Raw genomic sequence first — 18058 nt, forward strand, 5'->3', positions numbered from 1 at the left:
AGGAAGTATTAGATCAGATAGTTATCATATAAACAGAAGAAATGAATTTTTAAATATAAGCATTTCTTCTGTTTTATTTTTTCTTTTAAATTTAATTTATAGTCCTAATTTTTTAAATATCCAAGGTGCTATAGCGGTAATCCATAAACATACTATTAAGTATCTAAAGAAATCACTTAAATTTGTTGCTGGAAGTATAATTTTTAATCCAGATTTTATAGCAAGTATGCTTGTAAGTCCAACTAATAATTTTAGTATGGTATTTAAAGGTTTTTTATTTATAGAAAAGTTTATATAGGTACTTTCAATTACATATCCTATGAAAAATCCAGTAAAACCTCCTACAGCTTTTGCATAATCCGTACTTGGGAATAAAATAAGACCTATTAATGAAGGGAGTATAAGAATTAGCAAAATAAATTTATTGTTTTTTTTCTTAGATAATGCAAAAAGATAATTTCCAACAATTACACTTATTACACCAAAAGCTAATCCACCTAGTACATCTAAAGGCCAATGAACACCTAAGTAAAGCCTTGAGATTCCTACCAGAAAAATAAGCAAAGTTGCAAAGATATAAAACCAAAATTTTCTAATTACTAGCATAAGAGAAAACCATAAGGAGGTAGTGGTTTGAGTATGTCCACTAGGAAATGAATATCCTGTAGCAGTATTTTCTCTTAAACTACGTATTAAAGGATTGCCAATAGGTCTTATAGCTTTCACTGTATCTTTTATAGCTCCATTGGTTACTGTGCTAAACAGGATAGAGAATCCTAATTTGTATCCAAGGTCTTTATTAACACACCAAAATAAATAGAGCATTATAAAAATTGATAAATATTCTTCACCTAACATGGTAAGGAATATAAAGAAATTATCAAGAAAGCCATTACTAAAGGATTGTAAAAAAATAATTGTATTCAAAATAATACCTCCTAGTTTTTGTAGCAAAATAAGAAAAACAAAATTATTATACAATAAATCAGTCTGAAATTGTCATAGTTTATCGAAAAAAACAAGATTACCCTGTTGACAAGGGTTTAGTTTTTATCTATACTTATGAATGTTAGATTTACTTTCAGGCAATAAAGGGAATGGCACCAGAGCTGTTCTGGAACATTTTATACAGTTTTACTACAGAGTAGTAACTTAAGAAGCTCATGCATGTTAGGGTTATGCATGAGCTTCTTATTGATTTAAAAAATTTACTTAAGCATTAGCTACTGGCGGAGTAAAGGTTCTTGTAGCTAACTCATCATCAAGCATGTATAAAGCTGCAGAGTTAGATTCTATTCTCTTAAGTTTTTTGATTATAGTATTGAAGTTTTGCTCCTCTTCAACTTGTTCATCTATAAACCATTTAAGTAGGCTTATAGTTGCATGTTCCTTTTCATCTGTAGCTATATCTGCAAGATTATATATTCTAGAAGTAACTTCTTTTTCGTGTTTGTATCCCTCTTCAAAAAGATGAAGAACAGAATCATATTCCACTTTAGGTTGATCTATTTTCTCAAGTATAACTCTCCCATCCATTTGATTTATATAATCATAAAACTTCATAGCGTGGAAAAGTTCTTCTTCATACTGAACTCTAAAGAAATTTGCAAAACCATCTAAATCTTGACTTTCAGCATAAGAAGCCATTGCTAAATAAGTATAAGCTGAGTAGAACTCATAATTAACTTGATCGTTTAAAGCTTTTAATAATCTTTCACTTAACATATTTCTACCTCCTAGTACATTTTAGACAAAAGTCTATTTATATCATAATGTATATTTTAATACAAGAGCTTTGTTTAATTTAAAAATATAATTATATTATATCTCATGATAAAATAATTATCAATGAAGAGCAATTAGCTTAATAATAAGGATTTAAGTTTATCAGGATAATTTGTTATAATTCCATCTATCCCTAGGTCAATAAGTATTTTCATATATTTTTCATCATTGACAGTATAAGTATTTATAAGAAAATCTTTAGATTTAATCCCTTCAACGATAGGTTTATGTATTACACTTAAAAAGTGAGGGTGAAGAGCATCACAACCTACATATTCGGCATATTTTTCTGGTTTATAAAGTCCAGCTTCATATAATAATCCCGTCTTAATCTTTGCGTCAATGTATTTACACTTTACCATGGAATAATGATTAAAAGAAGACATTATAACATTATTAGATAAATCATAATCATAGATTTTTTTTATAACCATTTCCTCTAAGCCTTCGTAGAGTACTATGCTATTTTTCAGTTCAAGATTTAAGTAAATGCCTGTTTCCTTAACGTAAGCTAGTAACTCATCTAGAGTAGGGATTTTAGTATTTTTAAATTCATTTCCAAATTTAACTCCAAAGTTCATATTTAAAAGTTCTTTATAGGTATATTGGGAGATAAAGCCTGAACCATCAGAAGTTCTATCTATAGTTTCGTCATGACATATAACAGGTACTTTATCCTTAGTAAGCTGCACATCAGTTTCTATACCATCACAACCTACTTCTACAGCTTTTTTAAAAGCTATCATTGTATTTTCGGGGTACTTTCCACTAAAACCTCTGTGGGCTATGTTCAAACTTTTACTGGCCATAATGAAACCTCCTAAATTATTTTTTATTTGATTTTTTATATTCTTTATAGTCTCCAATAAATATAAAAAAACCTATAGATAAAAGAATGAAAGGCCAAAGATATCTTAACATAATAAATACATTATTAAAATTAAATGTATAAACTATAGCTAAAATAAAAATCAGTAAAGCACAAAAAAGAGGCCAATAATTTCTTGTGAATTCCTGGTAATTCTGTTTTTTTATGTGGACAAAATAAACTATTATAAAACAAAAACCAAAGAGTATCAAAAGAATATCATAACCTATGTTACCCAGTTTATAATAACTTATTATAAACTCCCATAGGGCTAAAGATATTAATATTAATGAAGGTATTAATATTAATATATTTTTTTCTTTACCATAATATCCCAAGAGGATATAAATGGCTAGTAAGGCAAGACCCACTATAAAAAATGAAACATTATTTCTTATAATACCCATATTTCTCAAAAGCATTAATATACCGGTGAATAATATGGTTATTGCGAAAAAAATATTTCTCTTCATTATATTCCTCCTGACACTTTAAAGATTTTCTTTTAAAAATAATACAGCTTTAGTCCTATCACTTATGCCTATTTTACTATATATATTGCTTATATAATTTTTAACAGTACCCTCAGAAATAAATAGTTTTGCAGCTATTTGCTTATTACTATGTCCTTCTATTAATAATGAAGATACTTCTATTTCCCTTTCAGAAAGATCTAGTTTCTTTTTTAGAATTTCTTTTGAACTTTCCTTATGTGATAATTTAGCTACAAGTTTTGCAGCTATATTTGTTGGTATGAAAAGCTGGCCTTTTAAGCTATCTCTTATGGCTTCAATCAATTTATCTGCTGGAATATCTTTAAGAAGATATCCAGAGGCACCATTAGATAAAGCTTCTACTATATACTCATCATCATCAAAGGTGGTAAGCATTATTACTGCAATTTTAGGAAGAGAGGTCTTTATTTTTTTTACACTTTCAACACCGTTCATTACAGGCATTCTAATATCCATTAATATAACATCAGGATGCAGTTTAATAGCCTGTTCTATTGCCTGTTCTCCATTTTCACAGGTAGCTACTACCTCGATATCATCTTCTAAATCTAAAATAGTTTTAAGACCATCTCTCATAAGGGTCTGATCATCTGCGATCAACACTCGTATCATAACAAATTACTCCTCCAATAAATTAAATTTAATTATACATCCGCCTTTAGGATAAGAAATTACATTAAAATTCCCGCCTAATTCTTCTATAGATTCTTTCATTGTAGTAAGACCAAAGCCCATTATCATATCATCAGATCCAATACCGTTGTCTTTTAAATAGAAGTAAATATTTTTATTCTCTTTATAAAGTTTAAAAATAAATTCTGTAACCCTACCATGTTTAATTCCATTTGTAAGGCCTTCTAATAAACTATTATAAATTATCTTTTCATAATTTTTAGGGATATCTTCATTTAATAAAATGTCATAGGATATTTTTATTTCTGTATGAAGCTGTGTGTCTTCAATAAGAAGCTTTAAAGAAGGTATAAACTCTATAAGATCTTTTCCTTCTTTTAATAGTCTTACAGATTTTCTAATATCATAAAGTCCTTTTCTAACTTGTTCCTGAGCTAAATCTATTTTTTCCAATCCAGCCGCTTTATTTTTTGCTAAAAGTCTTTTGCCAGCCTCCATTTCCACTAAGACCGTAGTAAGAGTATGGCCCACAGTATCATGAATCTCCCGAGCGATTCTATTTCTTTCTTTTAAAGCTGACATTTCTTCAAGAGCTTCAGAGTGCTCTTTTAATTTTATATAAGCTTTTTCAAGTTTTATATTTTTCTCTTCTATTTCTTTCATGGAGCTAGAAAGCTTAGTACTTTGAATTATTTGTTGTTTTGAAAAATACAATATACTTGCTAGAAAGCTAAATCCTAACAAAGCTATTAGGGATGAAAATGAAATAGGGCCTATAGTGGGATATAAAGATGGCATGGAAGCATTATAAACCACAAAAGATATATATCCTAATACTATAATTAAAAAACTAAACTTATTACTATGAAAGAATATGGAGTCCATAATTAATATTATAGTGTATAAAATTGAGACACCGGACATATCGGTGACAAAAATAAGGTAGACTATGGTTAAGTCAAAGAATAGCATCAGTTTACCTATGTGTTTTTTATGGCTTACTGGATAGATTATAGACAATCTAATGCTAACAGAAATTATTAAAAGTGAGGATAAAAATCCCAAAATCACTCTATTTTCGTTAGAAAAATAAATTAATAGCAAAAATATTAAAGTAAAAGAAAGATATAGTATTATCCAAATGGTTTTCTCAGTATTTTTATCCATAATATCTCCAAACAACTAATATTTTTTAAAATTTATTTATATTATAGCATTTATTTCATATTTATATATATAAATAGAAATTTATTAATCAATATGGAGATATTTATTATAATTTAAAATAGAATATAAGTTTTAAAATTAATGTTGAATATATTAGGAACAATAGGTCAATAATTAAAACATATAGTAAATATAAAAATACATTGTTAAAAAAATAGTAATTATAATAGATTTGTGTGAACTTTCCCAGTTATAATTTAACAAAAAACCTTTTCAATAGTTATAAAATTATCAAACTAGCATATTGTTTTTATCATACCAAACAAGGTATAATAGTAAATAATACATAAATAATTATAAACTTTAGTCACTATGTTAAATAGTGTGATAAAATGTAGATTATGTGTGTTGTTAAATTTAAATTTTAAAAGGATCTGTATATTAAGATCAGTATATATTGAAGTCTTTATGTATTAGTTTATTAGTAGATAAGGTTATTGAGCTACTTACATTAAGGTTAGGTTTATACAGATATATGAATCATAGTTAATTTTACATATAAAATAAACAATATAAATATGTGAATAGAAATTTAGTTAAAGAGGTGTAAATATGGACAGAAAAAGAAATATTTCTATGGCGGTGATAAAAAGATTACCTAAATATCATAGATATCTTGCTGAATTACTTAGAAATGATGTAGATAGAATTTCTTCGAAAGAATTAAGTGAAAAAATTGGCTTTACAGCTTCTCAAATAAGGCAGGATTTAAATTGTTTTGGAGATTTTGGCCAACAAGGATATGGATATAATGTACGTGAGCTATATGCTCAAATAAGCCAAATATTAGGGCTATCAAACGATTATAAGACAGCTATAATAGGTGCTGGTAACATAGGGCAAGCTATAGCAAATTATAATAGATTTGAAAAACTAGGATTTAATCTAGAAGCTATATTTGATGCTAATCCTAAGCTTTTAGGCATAAGAATTAGAGATATAGAAATACAAGACATAGATAAGCTAGAAGAGTATCTTCGTTCAAATTCTATAGATATAGGAATAATTTGTGTTCCTAGAGTAAATGCCCAAAAGGTTTGCAATATCCTTGTGAACAATGGTGTTAGAGGTATTTGGAACTTCGCACCTGTAGATCTTGTAGCTCCAGAGGATGTAGTGATAGAAAATGTTCATCTTAGTGAGAGTTTACTGACACTTACTTATTTACTTCATGAAAAGGATGAAGAAATTGAAGAGTAAAAATAATAAAAAGAATAAAAACATTCAAAATAATTTTTTTATTATTGAAATAAATTATTTTTAAGGGTATAATTATAATTGAAGTGAAAACTTCAATTATTTTTTAATTTTATTTGTTAGATAATTAACAAACCCTAAGTAAAAAATTGAAATTGGCATATTAATTGCTTTAATTTCAATATATAATCATTGAAAAATCATTAAGGGAGGATTATCATGGAGCTAAAAAATGTTATCCTTGAGAAAGAAGGCAATATTGCTATTGTCACAATCAACAGACCGAAAGCGTTAAACGCTTTAAATTCAGAAACTTTAAAAGAGTTAGACATTATTGTAGACGAGCTAGAAAATGATGAAAGTATTTATGCGGTAGTTTTAACAGGTGCAGGAGAAAAGGCATTTGTTGCAGGTGCGGACATAACAGAAATGAAAGATCTAACTACTATTGAAGGAAGAAAGTTCTCAGTACTTGGAAATAAAGTTTTCAGAAGGATTGAGAATCTTGAAAAACCAGTTATAGCAGCTATTCATGGTTTTGCTTTAGGTGGAGGATGTGAACTTGCTATGGCTTGTGATATAAGAATAGCAACAGAAAAAGCAAAGTTTGCACAACCAGAAGTAGGTCTTGGAATAACTCCAGGTTTTGGGGGGACTCAAAGATTAGCAAGACATGTAGGACTAGGTATTGCAAAAGAGATGATATTTACAGGACGAATGATGAAATCTGATGAAGCTTTAAGAATAGGATTAATAAATAAAATAGTTGAAGTAGAAAAATTAATGGAAGAAGCTAAGGCTATGGCAAACTTAATAGCCTCTAATGCACCTATAGCAGTTACACTATCAAAAGTAGCTATAAATAGAGGAATGCAATGTGATATAGACACAGCTTTAATGTATGAAGCAGAAGCTTTTGGTCAGTGTTTCTCAACTGAAGACCAAAAAGAAGGAATGAGTGCCTTTGTAGAAAAAAGAGATAAGAATTTCCAAAATAAATAATACCTTATTTAATATGGTCTTTTAAGGAGGTAAAAATAAATGAATTTTGCATTATCACAAGAACAACTATTAGTTAGACAAATGGTAAGACAGTTTGCAGAAGAGAAAGTTAAGCCTATAGCAGGTGAAATAGATGAAACAGAAAGATTTCCTATGGAAAATGCTAAGATTATGGGTAAATATGGTCTTATGGGAATTCCATTTCCAAAGGAATATGGTGGAGCCTCTGGAGATACATTAGCTTATATATTAGCAGTAGAAGAGTTATCAAAGGTTTGTGGAACAACAGGAATTATATTATCTGCTCATGTTTCACTATGTGAATCTTTAATATATCAATTTGGTAATGAAGCTCAAAGACAAAAATATCTACCATCTTTAATAAGTGGTGAAAAACTAGGTGCTTTTGGATTAACAGAGCCAGGAGCAGGAACGGATGCGGCAGGACAACAAACTACAGCAACTTTAGATGGGGATCATTATGTTTTAAATGGATCAAAAATATTTATAACTAATGGTGGAGTTGCAGAAGTATTTATAATATTTGCTATGACAGACAGAAGCAAAGGAACTAAAGGAATATCAGCCTTTATAGTTGAAAAAGATTTTGAAGGATTCTCTATAGGTAAGCTTGAAGATAAGATGGGAATAAGGGCTTCATCAACTACAGAGCTTGTAATGGAAAATTGTATAGTTCCAAAAGAAAACTTAATTGGACAAGAAGGAAAAGGTTTCGGTATAGCAATGAAGACTCTTGACGGAGGAAGAATTGGAGTTGCTGCTCAAGCTTTAGGTATAGCAGAAGGTGCTTTAGAAGAAAGCATTAAATATATGAAGGAAAGAAAACAATTTGGAAGACCAATTAGCGCATTCCAAGGATTACAATGGATGATAGCTGATATGGACGTTAAAATAGAAGCTGCAAGATATCTAGTATATAATGCTGCTTGGTTAAAAGATCAAGGGCTTCCATATTCAGTAGAAGCTGCAAGAGCAAAGTTATTTGCATCAGAGGTAGCTATGGAAGTTACAACTAAGGCAGTTCAAATCTTCGGAGGATATGGATATACTAGAGAGTACCCAGTGGAAAGAATGATGAGAGATGCTAAGATAACTGAGATATATGAAGGAACTTCACAAGTTCAGAAAATGGTTATAGCCGGAAATGCATTGAAATAGGAGGTTACATAGATGAATATAGTAGTTTGTTTAAAACAAGTACCAGACACCACAGCAGTAAGAATTGACCCAAAAACAGGAACTCTTATAAGAGAAGGGGTTCCCTCAATAATAAATCCAGAAGACAAACATGCTTTAGAAGAAGCTTTAGTTTTAAAGGATAAATACGGTGCAAAAGTAACTGTTATAAGTATGGGACCGCCACAAGCAAAGAATGCATTAAGAGAATCTTTATCCATGGGAGCAGATGAAGCTATTCTTATAACAGATAGAGCATTTGCTGGAGCGGATACATTAGCAACATCAAAAGCATTAGCAGGAGCTTTAAAAAAGCTTGATTATGATATAGTATTTGCTGGAAGACAAGCTATAGATGGAGATACAGCTCAAGTTGGTCCTGAAATAGCTGAGCATTTAAATATTCCTCAAGTTACTTATGTACAAGAAGTAGTAGCTGAAGGAGAAGTATTAAAAATAAACAGAGCTTTAGAAGATGGATATGAAATAATTGAAGTTAAAGCTCCAGTATTATTAACGGCCATAAAAGAATTAAATGAGCCAAGATACATGCACGCAAATTATATATTTGAATCTTCTAATAAGGAAATCAAAATATGGACAGCTGATGATATAGAGGTTGATAAATCCCAACTTGGACTTGCTGGTTCACCTACAAAGGTTAAAAGGTCAATAACCAAAGAAGCAAAAGGACAGGGAGAAGTAGTAAACAAGCCGGCAAAAGAGGCAGTTGAACACGTATTCTCAAAACTAAGAGAAAAGCATTATATCTAATCTACAGTTAGGAAAATTAGGAGGGATTTATAAATGAATATAGCTGATTATAAAGGCGTTTGGGTTTTTGCAGAACAAAGAGATGGAGAACTTCAAAAGGTTTCATTAGAACTAATAGCTAAAGGTAGAGAAATGGCAGATAAACTAGGGGTAAAATTAACTGCTTTATTATTAGGACATAATGTAGATTGCCTAGCAAAGACACTTATAGCTTATGGAGCTGATGAAGTTTTACAATCAGAAAATGAATTATTAAAGCATTATACTACAGATGGATATACAAAAGTTATATGTGACCTTGCTAATGAATATAAACCAGAAGTTATATTTATAGGAGCTACTTTCATAGGAAGAGATCTAGGACCTAGAGTAGCAGCAAGATTAAACACAGGTCTTACAGCTGACTGTACGGCTTTAGATGTAGATGAAGATACGAAAAATCTATTAATGACAAGACCTGCTTTTGGTGGAAATCTTATGGCTACAATAGAATGTGCCGATCATAGACCACAAATGGCAACTGTTAGACCGGGAGTTTTTGCAAAGCTTGCTAAAGATGAAAGCAGAGCTCAAAATATAATTAAAGTTGATGCTAAATTAGCAGCAGAAGATGTGAGAACAAAGGTTGTTAGTGTGGAAAAGGTTCATAAAGAATTTGAAGATATAACAGAAGCTAAAGTCCTAGTAGCTGGTGGTAGAGGAGTAGGAGATAAAGCAACCTTTGATATGCTAAAAGAATTGGCAGAGACTATGGGAGGGACAGTGGCTGCTTCTCGTGCTGCAATTGAAAATAGTTGGCTAGATAAAGATTACCAAGTTGGGCAAACTGGTAAAACTGTTAGACCGAATATTTATATAGCATGTGGTATATCAGGAGCTATACAGCATTTGGCTGGTATGCAAGAAAGTGATATAATAATAGCTATAAATAAAGATGAAGGTGCGCCAATAATGAAAGTTGCAGACTATGCTATAGTTGGAGACTTGAATAAAGTTATTCCCGAGATGATATCTCAATTTAAAGCAATGCAAGAATAATATAAAATAGCTTAGCTAAAGGAGACTTTAGCTAAGCAAATTTTCAATATAAGGAGGTAATTATATGGAAAAAATATTTGTACTTGGAGCAGGAACTATGGGAGCTGGTATAGTTCAAGCTTTTGCACAAAAGGGTTATGAGGTTATAGTAAGAGATATAAAAGATGAGTTTGTAGATAAAGGAATTGCCGGCATAAATAAAAGCCTTTCTAAATTAGTTGCTAAAGGAAAAATGACAGAAGAAGATAAGGAAGCTATACTTTCAAGAATTTCAGGAACTACAGATATGAATCTTGCTGAAGACTGTGATTTAGTAGTAGAAGCTGCAATTGAAAATATGGAAATCAAAAAACAAATCTTTGCTGAATTAGATAAAATTTGTAAGCCAGAAGCAATACTTGCTTCAAATACATCTTCTTTATCAATTACAGAGGTAGCATCAGCTACAAATAGACCAGATAAGGTTATCGGAATGCATTTCTTTAACCCAGCACCTATAATGAAGCTTGTAGAAATTATAAGAGGAATGGCTACATCACAAGAAACTTTTGATGCAGTAAAAGAAGTTTCTCTTTCCATAGGCAAAGATCCAGTAGAAGTAGCAGAAGCTCCTGGATTTGTAGTAAATAGAATATTAATTCCTATGATAAACGAAGCAGTTGGAATACTTGCAGAAGATATAGCAAGTGCAGAGGATATAGATAAGTCAATGATGCTTGGAGCTAACCATCCAATGGGACCTTTGGCTTTAGGAGATCTTATAGGGCTTGATGTATGTCTTGCTATAATGGATGTTTTATATAAAGAAACAGGAGATACAAAATATAGAGCACATAGCCTACTTAGAAAATATGTAAGAGCTGGATGGCTTGGAAGAAAGACAGGAAGAGGATTCCATAATTATAGTAAATAGAATTAAAAAAGACGACTTATTGGTCGTCTTTTTTACGTTATAAAGAGTATTTATTTTACAGGGACTTGTAATGGATATTTATTGAAATTTTTATCTAATAAATTCTACAGCTAGAATACCTTTTGTATTTAAGTATTATTGTATGAATTGTTTCAAAATCTCTAATGCTTTGTTAACGGCTTTATCTTTTGATAAATCCTCATCTTTACTTTCTGGAACATTAATATCTGGTTCTGTAGTAAATTCACTGTCACAACGTCCGTCGCCTCTTAATCCCATTTCTTTAGGAAATGTAAAAAGATATCCACTATTAGGTAATGTGCATACTGCAGGATCAGAACCTATAGCATTTATATGGATAATAATGTACTGATCTCAGTGTAAAGCTTAGATTATATATATATGTTTTCTAAATTAAATCATAATGTGATAAAATGTAGATACTTATTACTTTAAAGCTTTTAAGTAAACCTTTAAACTTTAAAATGAGACTAAAACCTGGTGGTGATGATTTGTACGATAAGAGAAAAAAAGAAGAGATTATTAAAAAATCTCATGAAAGAAGTAAAATATATGGAATAGAAAAAGAGAGAATTTTTTCTAAGAGAATTCTTATGGGGAATGAAGTATCCGGTACTTTAGAGAAAAACAAAGAGTTAATAAATGTGGCTGATGCCTTTATGAAAATACTTTATGACTTTTTAGAGGCGTCTGGATTTATTATATTTTTGACAGATAGAGAGGGATGTATATTAAATATAGTAGGAGATGAAAAAATTATAGAGGCAGCTAGAGAACTTAATATGATAGTAGGGGCATTTATGGATGAAGGTAATGTAGGTACTAATGCTATGGGTATTGCAATTAAAGAAGATTCACCTATACAAATATCTGCAAAAGAACATTTTATTAATGCATATCATAGATGGACCTGTTCTGCAGCTCCTATACATAATGTAAAGGGGGAGATAATAGGCACATTAAATCTTACAGGAGGAAGTGATTTGGTTCATCCACATACTTTAGGTCTTGTGGTGGCAGCGGTAAAATCTATAGAAAATCAATTAAAGGTAGAAAATGCTCAAAAAAAGTTAAAAGAAGCTTATCAATATATGAAGGTTATAATGAACTCTATATCCTCAGGAATAATAGCCTTAGATAGAGAAGGGATTATAAATAGTATAAATGATGAAGCCTGTAGAATGTTAAACTTAAATAGAGAGGAAATAATAAATAACTCTGTAGAAGATATCTTATATAATTGGAAACATTTCTTTAAAAGCTTAGAAGAAGGTAAAAAGATTGAAGATGAAGAAATAAATTTAAAAATAAATGGTATTAGAAAAAGTTATAACATGAACATATACCCCATATTTTCAGAGAAAAATCAGATTAAGGGTATAGTTATACTTTTAAAGGATATACAAAATGTTTTTAATTTAGTTAACAAATATACAGGGATGAACGCTAGATATACTTTTGAAGATTTTATTGGAAACAGCGCTGAGATAAAAAAGATAAAAGAGTATGCTAAGGGGATTGCAGATAGTCCATCTACTGTGCTTATAGAAGGGGAAAGTGGAACTGGAAAAGAAGTTTTAGCTCAAGCCATTCATAACTATAGTAATAGAAGGAATGGAGGATTTGTTGCTATAAATTGTGGTGCTATATCCAAAAATCTCATTGAAAGTGAACTTTTTGGTTATGATGATGGGGCCTTTACAGGAGCAAGAAAAGGTGGTAAGCCAGGGAAGTTTGAATTAGCTAATGGAGGAACCTTGTTTTTAGACGAAATAGGGGAGATGCCATTAGATATGCAGGTGAATCTACTTAGGGTACTTCAGGAAGGGGTGGTTACTAGGATAGGAGGAAGTAAGTACATTCCTGTAGATGTAAGGATAATTGCAGCCACCAATAAAGATTTAAGAAAAGAGGTGGCTAGAGGAACCTTTAGGCAAGATCTTTATTATAGATTAAGTGTAATACCTATTGTAATTCCACCTTTGAGAGAAAGAAGAGAAGATATATTTTCTCTTGTAGAGCATTTTCTAAAAATCAAGTGTGAAAAACTAAATAAATCTATACCTAATATACATAAAAGAGATTATCAGAAGCTTTTAAGTTATAATTGGCAGGGAAATGTAAGAGAACTAGAAAACTTTATAGAGAAAATAGTGAATTTTAATGGAGATGTAGATTATGATTTTATAGGTAGTGAAGAAATTTCTTATGATAATTTATCGTTAGAAGAAATTGCTTTAGGTGAAGAGGATTATATATGTTCCTTAGAAGATCTAGAGAAAAGAGCTATTATAGCCTGTTTAAGTAAATTTAATGGTAATATAACTAAGGTATCTTCGGTGCTTGGCATTGGAAGAAACACTTTATATAGTAAAATGAAAAAATATAATATCGGGGGGTAGGATAAAATGAGTTTAAAAGGATTTATGACTTCTGTTATCTTAGGGTTACTATTAGCTATAGTATCCATATGGAATTTTAGAATTGCACTTTATGTACTAGGAATATTTTATATTATAAAAGGAGCACTTCAATTAATAAATAAGGAGTACTATAAAAAGTTTCAGTGTATAATTAATGTGGATAGATATAAAGCTTATGAAAAGAAAAATGATGAATTTAAAAAGTACATAAAATCAGATCCTATATCGGATTTAATAATGGCTTTTTTATTTATATATGTAGGGTATAAAGCTAATATAGCTGCAGGTAGTATAAAGTATCCTTTAATGATATTTTTATTTATTTCAATAGATTATCTTATAGAGACTAACGCTATGGTAAAAAGTGAAAAGTGGGAGGATTACAAAAAGAAAAGTATTTTTACATCTATAATAATGATATTTATTGTTTTCTTTTTATTAAAATAGAGTTAATGATTTAACGTGGTCTAAAAACGAACAGTGGTCTAAAAACGAACAATAATTTAAAGCAAAAGTGTTCTTAAATGGAACAAAAATCTTTAATATTATTGTTCTTTAATATTTTTTGAAGATACTGCATATAAATTATAATGTGCAAAATAAGATAAAACAGGCTACTAGGTTATTTTTTTAACTAATTATAATAAAATTTGTTAAAAAAATATCTATTGGCATGGTACTTGCTAATTATTATAAATGTGATTAATAAATTTCAGGAGGAGATATGGTATGAATAGATTTACATTACCAAGGGACATATATTTTGGTGAAGGATCCATGGAAGTATTAAAAACATTAAAAGGTAAAAAAGCAGTTATAGTAACTGGTGGAAGTTCAATGCAAAAATTTGGATTTTTAGATAAAGTAGAAAGCTATTTAAAAGAAGCAGGAATGGAAGTTAAAAGAATTGAAGGGGTAGAACCAGATCCATCAGTTGAGACTGTAATGAAAGGTGCTGAATTCATGAGAGAATTTGGACCTGATTGGATAGTGTCCATAGGAGGAGGCTCACCTATAGATGCTGCTAAAGCTATGTGGATATTCTATGAGCATCCAGAAGTAACTTTTGATGATGTTAAAGATCCATTTACAGTTCCAGAATTAAGAAACAAAGCTAAATTTTTAGCTATACCATCTACAAGTGGAACAGCCACAGAGGTTACAGCTTTTTCAGTTATAACTGATTATAAAGCAGGAATAAAATATCCTTTGGCTGACTTTAACTTAACTCCAGATGTTGCTATAGTTGACCCAAGCTTAGCTGAAACTATGCCAAAAACTTTAACAGCTCATACTGGAATGGATGCATTAACTCATGCTATAGAAGCTTATGTTGCTTCCTTGAGATCATCCTTCTCAGATCCACTGGCAATGCAATCTATAAAAATGATAAAAGATAATTTATTTAATTCTTATAATGGAGATAAAAAGGCAAGAGAAGAAATGCATATAGCTCAATGTTTAGCTGGTATGGCTTTTAGTAATGCGTTACTTGGAATAACTCATAGTATGGCTCATAAAACAGGAGCAATATTCCATGTTCCACATGGCTGTGCAAATGCTATATATCTTCCATATGTAATAGAATTTAATAAAAAAGCCTGTGGAGATAGATACGCTCAAATAGCTAAGGAATTAGGACTTGTAGGAAGTAGCCAGGAAGAACTGATAAATTCCTTAATTGATATGATAAAAGAGATGAACAAGATGATGAACATACCTCAAACACTAAAAGAGTATGGAATAAAAGAAGAAGACTTCAAGGCTAATTTAGAAAAAATATCTGTAAATGCAGTAGCAGACGCATGCACAGGATCAAATCCAAGAGAAATAAGTGTGGATGAAATGAAAAAAATATTTACTTGTGTTTATTACGGAGAAGAAGTTGATTTTTAGATTAGGGTATAACTATGCTATGGGATTAGCTTAAAACATAAGGCTCTCTTTAGATACTAAGGATAGGAGAGCCTGTTTTCTTTGAAAATTAAAACTATATCTACTATTTAGGTAATTTTATAATGAAATACCCTTTTTATATGATATAATATATGTGGACTTAAAGCACAGTGTATAAATTTTAACATGGGGGAATGAATATGTACAAAATAGTTAAGAAAAAGGTCTTAGCGCCTAACATTTATCTAATGGACATAGAAGCACCAAGAGTAGCTAAGTCTTGCGATCCAGGACAATTTGTAATAGTTAAAATGGATGAAAAAGGAGAAAGAATTCCATTAACAATTTGTGACTATGATAGAGAGGCTGGTACTGTTACAATAGTATTCCAAACTCTTGGAGAGTCAACAAAAGTAATGGCAAACTATGAAGAAGGAGAATACTTTAGCGATTTTGTAGGTCCATTAGGGAGACCTTCTGACATGGTTCATGAGGATTTAGAGGATTTAAAAAAGAAAAAAATAATGTTTATAGCTGGTGGAGTTGGAACGGCACCTGTTTACCCACAAGTTAAGTGGTTACATGAAAGAGGAATAGAAGCAGACGTAATAGTTGGAACAAAAACTAAAGAGCTTTTATTATTAGAAGAAGAACTTAAATCTGTATCAGGAAATTTATATGTGGCTACAGATGACGGATCTTACGGATTTAAGGGAATGGTTACAGCATGTCTTAAAGATTTAGTTAATAATCAAGGAAAAAACTATGATTTAGTAGTTGCAATAGGACCTATGATAATGATGAAGTTCGTTGCTATGCTTACTAAAGAATTAAATATACCAACAGTAGTTAGTTTAAACCCAATAATGGTAGATGGAACAGGTATGTGTGGAGCATGCAGAGTGACTGTTGGAGAGGAAGTTAAATTTGCCTGTGTTGATGGACCTGAATTTGATGGACATCTAGTTAATTTTGATGAAGCAATGAGAAGACAAGCTATGTATAAGTCAGAAGAAGGCAGAAAAATATTAAAGAAAGAAGAAGGAGACACTCACCATCATGGTGGTTGCGGATGTGGAGGTGACAAGTAATGGATAGAATGAAAAGGACTCCAATAAGTGAACAAGACCCAAAGGTAAGAGCTACCAATTTTGAAGAGGTTTGTTTAGGTTACACAGAAGAAGAAGCTATGGCTGAAGCAGCTAGATGCTTAAATTGTAAAAAACCCCTATGTGTAACTCAATGTCCTGTTACAATAGGAATACCAGAGTTTATTCAACATGTTAAAAATGGTGAATTTGAAGAAGCTGCTAAAACTATAGCAAAATCTAGTGCACTTCCAGCAGTCTGTGGTAGAGTGTGTCCTCAAGAAGTTCAATGCGAAGGTAAGTGTGTACTTGGAATAAAGGGAGAAGCAGTGGCTATAGGTAAGCTTGAAAGATTTGTAGCAGACTGGTCACGAGAACATAATATAGATCTTTCAGCAGTTGAAGATAAAAAAGGTAAGAAGGTAGCAGTGGTAGGAAGTGGTCCAGCAGGACTTACTTGTGCTGGGGACCTTGCTAAAAAAGGTTATGATGTAACTATTTTTGAAGCATTACACGAAGCAGGTGGAGTTTTAGTTTATGGAATTCCAGAGTTCAGACTTCCAAAGGACACTGTAGTTAAACATGAAATAGAAAATGTTAAAAAACTAGGTGTTAAGATAGAGACTAACGTAATAGTTGGTAGAACAGTTACTATAGATCAACTATTAGAAGAAGAAGGATTCGATGCGATTTTTGTAGGCTCAGGAGCAGGTCTTCCGAAATTTATGGGAATACCGGGAGAAAATGCTAATGGGGTATTCTCAGCTAATGAATTTTTAACAAGAAATAACTTGATGAAAGCTTTCAAAGAAGGTTATTCTACACCTATAAGGGTTGGTAATAAGGTTGCAGTTGTAGGTGGAGGAAATGTTGCCATGGATGCGGCTAGAACTGCATTAAGATTAGGTGCAGAAGTTCATATAGTATATAGAAGATCAGAATCAGAACTTCCGGCAAGAGTTGAAGAGGTTCATCATGCTAAAGAAGAAGGAGTTATCTTTGACTTATTAACAAACCCAGTAGAAATCCTTACAGATGAAAAAGGTTGGGTTAGTGGAATGAAGTGTGTAAGAATGGAACTTGGAGAGCCAGATGCTTCAGGTAGAAGAAAACCTGTAGAAGTAGAAGGTTCAGAGTTTACCCTTGATGTGGATACTGTTATAATGTCTCTTGGAACATCACCAAACCCATTAATACCAGCAACTACAAAGGGTCTTGAAATAAATAAGAGAAAATGTATAATTGCAGAAGAAGAAACAGGTCTTACTTCAAGAGAAAAAGTATATGCTGGTGGTGATGCTGTAACTGGAGCAGCTACAGTAATACTTGCTATGGGGGCAGGTAAAAAAGCGGCAACAGCGATAGATGAATTTTTAAGCAAATAAAGTTTTATAAGACCGCTAAGAATAATTGGAACTTCAAAAATAAATAATAAGATATAAGAGCTTTATAACTATGATAATTCAGTTATAAAGCTCTTT

18 protein-coding genes are annotated in these 18058 nt (G+C 31.1%); 12 read left to right on the forward strand and 6 right to left on the reverse strand.

Annotation, left to right across the window (positions count from 1 at the left end):
* Nucleotides 1-96: 96 nt before the first annotated feature.
* From KQI89_RS09570 to KQI89_RS09595, 6 genes are all read right to left on the reverse strand, one after another.
* Nucleotides 97-927, reverse strand: coding sequence for a phosphatase PAP2 family protein (locus KQI89_RS09570; RefSeq protein ID WP_216456912.1), 831 nt, complete (start codon nt 925-927; stop codon nt 97-99).
* Nucleotides 928-1212: 285 nt separating this feature from the next.
* Nucleotides 1213-1725, reverse strand: a complete 513-nt coding sequence (locus KQI89_RS09575) for a ferritin (protein ID WP_216456913.1) — start codon at nt 1723-1725, stop codon at nt 1213-1215.
* 134 nt (nt 1726-1859) lie between these two features.
* Nucleotides 1860-2594: a glycerophosphodiester phosphodiesterase gene (locus tag KQI89_RS09580; protein ID WP_216456914.1), complete on the reverse strand. Its 735-nt coding sequence runs from the start codon at nt 2592-2594 to the stop codon at nt 1860-1862.
* A gap of 16 nt (nt 2595-2610) precedes the next feature.
* Complete coding sequence (locus KQI89_RS09585; protein ID WP_216456915.1) at nt 2611-3126, reverse strand: hypothetical protein; 516 nt, start codon at nt 3124-3126, stop codon at nt 2611-2613.
* An 18-nt stretch (nt 3127-3144) separates the two neighbouring features.
* Nucleotides 3145-3780, reverse strand: coding sequence for a response regulator transcription factor (locus KQI89_RS09590; RefSeq protein ID WP_216456916.1), 636 nt, complete (start codon nt 3778-3780; stop codon nt 3145-3147).
* 6 nt (nt 3781-3786) lie between these two features.
* Entirely contained in the window at nt 3787-4968 is a 1182-nt protein-coding gene (locus KQI89_RS09595) for a sensor histidine kinase (protein ID WP_216456917.1), read from the reverse strand.
* A 612-nt stretch (nt 4969-5580) separates the two neighbouring features.
* On the opposite strand from KQI89_RS09595, the gene KQI89_RS09600 reads away from it, so the two are divergent.
* From KQI89_RS09600 to gltA, 12 genes are all read left to right on the forward strand, one after another.
* Complete coding sequence (locus KQI89_RS09600) at nt 5581-6228, forward strand: redox-sensing transcriptional repressor Rex (RefSeq protein ID WP_032120637.1); 648 nt, start codon at nt 5581-5583, stop codon at nt 6226-6228.
* A 216-nt stretch (nt 6229-6444) separates the two neighbouring features.
* Complete coding sequence (locus KQI89_RS09605) at nt 6445-7227, forward strand: short-chain-enoyl-CoA hydratase (protein WP_216456918.1); 783 nt, start codon at nt 6445-6447, stop codon at nt 7225-7227.
* Between the two features lie 39 nt (nt 7228-7266).
* Nucleotides 7267-8406, forward strand: coding sequence for an acyl-CoA dehydrogenase (locus KQI89_RS09610; RefSeq protein ID WP_216456919.1), 1140 nt, complete (start codon nt 7267-7269; stop codon nt 8404-8406).
* A gap of 12 nt (nt 8407-8418) precedes the next feature.
* Nucleotides 8419-9198, forward strand: a complete 780-nt coding sequence (locus KQI89_RS09615; protein WP_216456920.1) for an electron transfer flavoprotein subunit beta/FixA family protein — start codon at nt 8419-8421, stop codon at nt 9196-9198.
* A gap of 33 nt (nt 9199-9231) precedes the next feature.
* On the forward strand, nt 9232-10236 hold the full coding sequence (locus KQI89_RS09620) for an electron transfer flavoprotein subunit alpha/FixB family protein (protein ID WP_032120641.1): 1005 nt from the start codon (nt 9232-9234) through the stop codon (nt 10234-10236).
* A 64-nt stretch (nt 10237-10300) separates the two neighbouring features.
* Complete coding sequence (locus KQI89_RS09625; RefSeq protein WP_216456921.1) at nt 10301-11149, forward strand: 3-hydroxybutyryl-CoA dehydrogenase; 849 nt, start codon at nt 10301-10303, stop codon at nt 11147-11149.
* 142 nt (nt 11150-11291) lie between these two features.
* Nucleotides 11292-11522: a hypothetical protein gene (locus KQI89_RS09630; RefSeq protein WP_216456922.1), complete on the forward strand. Its 231-nt coding sequence runs from the start codon at nt 11292-11294 to the stop codon at nt 11520-11522.
* A 139-nt stretch (nt 11523-11661) separates the two neighbouring features.
* Nucleotides 11662-13572 carry a sigma-54-dependent Fis family transcriptional regulator gene (locus tag KQI89_RS09635; protein ID WP_246583050.1) on the forward strand — a complete coding sequence of 637 codons (1911 nt, stop codon included), beginning with the start codon at nt 11662-11664 and terminating at the stop codon, nt 13570-13572.
* Between the two features lie 6 nt (nt 13573-13578).
* Nucleotides 13579-14040 (forward strand): hypothetical protein, encoded by a 462-nt coding sequence (locus KQI89_RS09640; protein ID WP_032120645.1) that lies wholly within the window; start codon nt 13579-13581, stop codon nt 14038-14040.
* Nucleotides 14041-14322: 282 nt separating this feature from the next.
* Nucleotides 14323-15489, forward strand: a complete 1167-nt coding sequence (locus KQI89_RS09645; protein WP_032120646.1) for an iron-containing alcohol dehydrogenase — start codon at nt 14323-14325, stop codon at nt 15487-15489.
* A 200-nt stretch (nt 15490-15689) separates the two neighbouring features.
* Nucleotides 15690-16580 (forward strand): sulfide/dihydroorotate dehydrogenase-like FAD/NAD-binding protein, encoded by an 891-nt coding sequence (locus KQI89_RS09650; RefSeq protein ID WP_216456924.1) that lies wholly within the window; start codon nt 15690-15692, stop codon nt 16578-16580.
* The gene (gltA, locus tag KQI89_RS09655; RefSeq protein WP_032120648.1) at nt 16580-17962 is read left to right on the forward strand and encodes an NADPH-dependent glutamate synthase; all 1383 of its coding nucleotides are present in this window, start codon (nt 16580-16582) and stop codon (nt 17960-17962) included. The genes KQI89_RS09650 and gltA overlap by 1 nt, the downstream gene beginning before the upstream one ends.
* Nucleotides 17963-18058 lie beyond the last annotated feature (96 nt).

The organism is Clostridium simiarum (assembly GCF_018919175.1).
Classification (GTDB): domain Bacteria; phylum Bacillota; class Clostridia; order Clostridiales; family Clostridiaceae; genus Clostridium_L; species Clostridium_L simiarum.

Bases quoted from the DNA above. Each gene is read 5' to 3' on its own strand.
- KQI89_RS09575 (WP_216456913.1), bottom strand. From the start codon at position 1,725: ATGTTAAGTGAAAGATTATTAAAAGCTTTAAACGATCAAGTTAATTAT.
- KQI89_RS09580 (WP_216456914.1), bottom strand. From the start codon at position 2,594: ATGGCCAGTAAAAGTTTGAACATAGCCCACAGAGGTTTTAGTGGAAAG.
- KQI89_RS09585 (WP_216456915.1), bottom strand. From the start codon at position 3,126: ATGAAGAGAAATATTTTTTTCGCAATAACCATATTATTCACCGGTATA.
- KQI89_RS09590 (WP_216456916.1), bottom strand. From the start codon at position 3,780: ATGATACGAGTGTTGATCGCAGATGATCAGACCCTTATGAGAGATGGT.
- KQI89_RS09595 (WP_216456917.1), bottom strand. From the start codon at position 4,968: ATGGATAAAAATACTGAGAAAACCATTTGGATAATACTATATCTTTCT.
- KQI89_RS09600 (WP_032120637.1), top strand. From the start codon at position 5,581: ATGGACAGAAAAAGAAATATTTCTATGGCGGTGATAAAAAGATTACCT.
- KQI89_RS09605 (WP_216456918.1), top strand. From the start codon at position 6,445: ATGGAGCTAAAAAATGTTATCCTTGAGAAAGAAGGCAATATTGCTATT.
- KQI89_RS09610 (WP_216456919.1), top strand. From the start codon at position 7,267: ATGAATTTTGCATTATCACAAGAACAACTATTAGTTAGACAAATGGTA.
- KQI89_RS09615 (WP_216456920.1), top strand. From the start codon at position 8,419: ATGAATATAGTAGTTTGTTTAAAACAAGTACCAGACACCACAGCAGTA.
- KQI89_RS09620 (WP_032120641.1), top strand. From the start codon at position 9,232: ATGAATATAGCTGATTATAAAGGCGTTTGGGTTTTTGCAGAACAAAGA.
- KQI89_RS09625 (WP_216456921.1), top strand. From the start codon at position 10,301: ATGGAAAAAATATTTGTACTTGGAGCAGGAACTATGGGAGCTGGTATA.
- KQI89_RS09630 (WP_216456922.1), top strand. From the start codon at position 11,292: ATGAATTGTTTCAAAATCTCTAATGCTTTGTTAACGGCTTTATCTTTT.
- KQI89_RS09640 (WP_032120645.1), top strand. From the start codon at position 13,579: ATGAGTTTAAAAGGATTTATGACTTCTGTTATCTTAGGGTTACTATTA.
- KQI89_RS09645 (WP_032120646.1), top strand. From the start codon at position 14,323: ATGAATAGATTTACATTACCAAGGGACATATATTTTGGTGAAGGATCC.
- KQI89_RS09650 (WP_216456924.1), top strand. From the start codon at position 15,690: ATGTACAAAATAGTTAAGAAAAAGGTCTTAGCGCCTAACATTTATCTA.
- gltA (WP_032120648.1), top strand. From the start codon at position 16,580: ATGGATAGAATGAAAAGGACTCCAATAAGTGAACAAGACCCAAAGGTA.